Source organism: Microbacterium sp., assembly GCF_031988965.1.
GTDB lineage: Bacteria > Actinomycetota > Actinomycetes > Actinomycetales > Microbacteriaceae > Microbacterium.
The window spans coordinates 1-3121 of sequence record NZ_DALZXX010000158.1 but is presented as its reverse complement, the minus strand read 5'-3'; the positions used below and the strand labels follow the sequence as shown (position 1 = coordinate 3121).

The following is a 3121-nucleotide window of genomic DNA, read 5'->3' as shown; positions in this document are numbered from 1 at the left end:
GGAGGAGATGTTCGCTCTGTTCGCCGCCGGCGACTACCGCATGACCGGTGAGAGCAACGACTCGCACGGCGCGATGATGACGTTCCCCGAGACGTCGCCGTTCCCGAACATGCCCGTGCCCACCGAGGACCGACGGTTCATGGCGATGCCGGCCTACCTCGGCGGCGACTTCCAGACGACCGGCGTCAAGTGGTACGGCTCCAACATCGCCAACCGCGAGAAGGGGCTGCCGCGGTCGATCCTCATGTTCACGCTCAACGACACCGATACCGGAGCGCCGCTCGCCTTCATGTCGGCGAACCTGCTGTCCGCGTACCGCACGGGTGCCGTGCCGGGTGTCGGCGCTCGGCACTTCGCTCGAAATGACTCGCGCGTCGCAGGGATCGCCGGACCCGGCGTCATGGCGCGCACTGTGCTGCTGGCCTTCATGGACGCGTGCCCGTTGATCGACACGCTGAAGATCAAGGGTCGCGGGGCCGAGAGTCTCACGCGATTCCAGGAGTGGGTGCGCGATGAGTTCCCGACGATCACCACGATCGAGGTCGTCGACACGATCGAGGACGTCGTCCGGGGGAGCGACCTGGTGAGCTTCTGCACCACGGGCACCGGTGCCGGCGGGTCGGAGAACTATCCGACGATCCAGCGGGAGTGGATCAAGCCGGGGGCGTTCTTCGCGATGCCCTCGCTGTGCAACACCGACGACTCGCTCCTTCAGAGCGACATCACCAAGGTCGTCGACGCGTACGGGCTGTACGAGACCTGGTACGACGAGTTCCCGAAGCCCTCCTTCGAGCACATCCCGATGGTCGGGCAGAAGTGGATGGACCTCGTGAAGGCGGGAGAACTCGCGCGCGAGGAACTCGTCGACATCGGCGACGTCGTCTCAGGGAGACGGCCGGGCCGGCAGAGCGATGACGAGATCGTCATCATGTCGGTCGGAGGGATGCCGGTGGAGGACGTCGCCTGGGGCACGAAGGTCTATCGCAACGCGCTCGAGCGCGGCATCGGCCAGAAGCTGAACCTGTGGACCGAGCCGGCACTCGCATGAGCGCGGGAGAGGTCATCCGGATCGTCGACGTCGCGGTGGTGGGTGCCGGCTCCATGGGGTCGATGGCGCTGTGGCACCTCGCGAAGTCGACCGGGCTGTCGGTGCTGGGCATCGAGCAGTACGGACCCGCGCACGGCCACTCCGCATTCGCCGGCGAGTCGCGACTGTTCCGCGCGGCCAACAAGGAGGGCGCGCTCTACACGACGGCGGCTCTCGAAGCGCGGGCGCTGTGGACCGAGCTCGAACGCGAGTCCGGACGCCAGCTGCTGCTGAAGACCGGTGTCCTCGCGGTCGCGCCGGAGGGGCATCCGTTCCTCGAGTCGACGCGCCGATCGATCGCGGACGGGGATCTGCCGCACAGGTTCCTCGATGCCGCGGAGCTCCGTCGCGAGTATCCGCAGTTCGCGATCGAGGACGGCGATGCCGGGGTCATGGATGTGCTGGGCGGTGGACTGCGTTCCGAGCTCGCGGTCGCGACTGCGCAGCGGGCCGCGATCCGGCGCGGAGCGGAGATCCTCTACAACACCCCGGTTCTCGACATCGAGGAGAGCGGCGACGGCGTCGCGATCCAGACATCGGCCGGGATCGTCCACGCGCAGCGGGTGATCATCACGACGGGAGCATGGACGACGAGGATCGTGCCGGAGCTGCGCGATCTGGTGAGCGCGATCGCCATTCCGCTCACGTGGTTCATGCCGGAGGACGTCACCCAGTTCACCCCGGATCGCTTCCCGTGCTGGATGCGGGATATGGACGGAGAGCATGCCTTCGGTGTTCCCACGCTCGACGGCTATTCGGTCAAGATCGCCCCCACGACCGACATCGAAGCGATCGAGGACCCCGCCGCAGATCTCCGCGAACTGTCGCGCGAGCAGCTGAGGGAATGCACGGCGATCGCCACCCGGATGTTCCCCGGCATCCTGCCCGAGGTGGTCCGGTCGTCCATCCACCCGGAGTCGACGACGGCCGATCACGTACCGATCCTCGATGTCTCCGAGTCGGGGCGGATCGTCATCGGCGCCGGGTTCTCGGGAAACGGCTTCAAGTTCTCGCCCGCCTATGGACGGGTGCTGGCGGAACTCGCCGAGAGCGGGTCCAGTCCGTTGCAACACCCTCTGTTCGCGCTCGATCACCATCGTCGCCGCGCCCGAGCGCGCGCCGACGAACTGGTGCTCGCAGACGACTACCCGGTCCTCCAGGGCCACTGATACGAAGGAGGCAACCGATGCTGATCACCACTGTGAAGAGCGGAAGCAAGTTCGAGACCCTCGCGAGCTACTCGCGGGCGGTCGCGATCGGCGACTGGATCTTCGTCTCGAACACCGCCGGCATCGACTACGAGACGAGGACCCTCCCCGATACTGCAGCGGAGCAGCTGCGTCTCGCGATCGCCACGGTCGAGCGGGCGCTCGCCGCCGTGGACGCCTCGCTCGCCGATGTCGTGCGGATCCAGGTATTCGTGCCCGACGAGTCCCATGTGGACGAGGCGACGGAGGTGATCGGCGAAGCCTTCCGCGGCATCGATCCGGCGCTCACCATGACGCGCAGCCCGCTGGCGGGCGAGTACAAGGCCGAGATCGAAGTGACGGCACATCGCGGCGCCGGCTCTGCGCAGCGCGTGCGGATCGATCTGTGAGCGCTCCGGTCTTCCCCTGAATCGTGAACGGGCGGCGCGGCTCAGTTCTTGCCGGAGCTGCCGTTGCCGCCCTTGCCCGAGTTCCCGCTGTTGCCGGAGTTGCCGTTGTTTCCGGAGTTCCCGCTGTTCCCGGAGTTCCCGCTGTTTCCGGAGTTGCCGTTGTTCCCGGAGCTGCCCGGGTCGCTGACCACCTCGACGGGAGGAGCCGCAGGGGCCTCCGCAGGCGCGGTGTCGGCAGGTACCGATGCGGTGCGCACGAGTGCACCCGATGCGACGCGACCGATGTCGGATGCCGGTGTGGTGAAGGCGGCGAGTCCGACGACGAGCGCTCCGGTCGCGGCCAGCCCGGCGGCACCGGCGATCACGCGGTTGCGGGTTCGAGAACCGGCGTTCGGCCGAGGCGAGGTGGCAACGGCCTCGGGGGCTCCGTCGGACGC

The 3121-nt window shown here is 67.7% G+C and carries 4 protein-coding genes; 3 read left to right on the top strand and 1 reads right to left on the bottom strand.

What is annotated here, in order from left to right:
• The 3 genes from RTM68_RS16285 to RTM68_RS16275 all read left to right on the top strand — a co-directional run.
• Positions 1 to 1048: tyramine oxidase subunit B (locus RTM68_RS16285; protein WP_312172914.1), on the top strand; the 1048-nt coding region annotated here is incomplete at its 5' end.
• Positions 1045 to 2256 carry an N-methyl-L-tryptophan oxidase gene (gene solA, locus RTM68_RS16280; RefSeq protein WP_312172911.1) on the top strand — a complete coding sequence of 404 codons (1212 nt, stop codon included), beginning with the start codon at positions 1045 to 1047 and terminating at the stop codon, positions 2254 to 2256. The genes RTM68_RS16285 and solA, both read left to right, overlap by 4 nt.
• 17 nt (positions 2257 to 2273) lie before the next feature.
• Complete coding sequence (locus RTM68_RS16275; RefSeq protein ID WP_312172908.1) at positions 2274 to 2684, top strand: RidA family protein; 411 nt, start codon at positions 2274 to 2276, stop codon at positions 2682 to 2684.
• Positions 2685 to 2725: 41 nt separating this feature from the next.
• Here the strand turns inward: RTM68_RS16275 and RTM68_RS16270 are convergent.
• A partial coding sequence (locus RTM68_RS16270) for a hypothetical protein (protein WP_396654244.1) occupies positions 2726 to 3121 on the bottom strand: 396 nt, incomplete at its 5' end.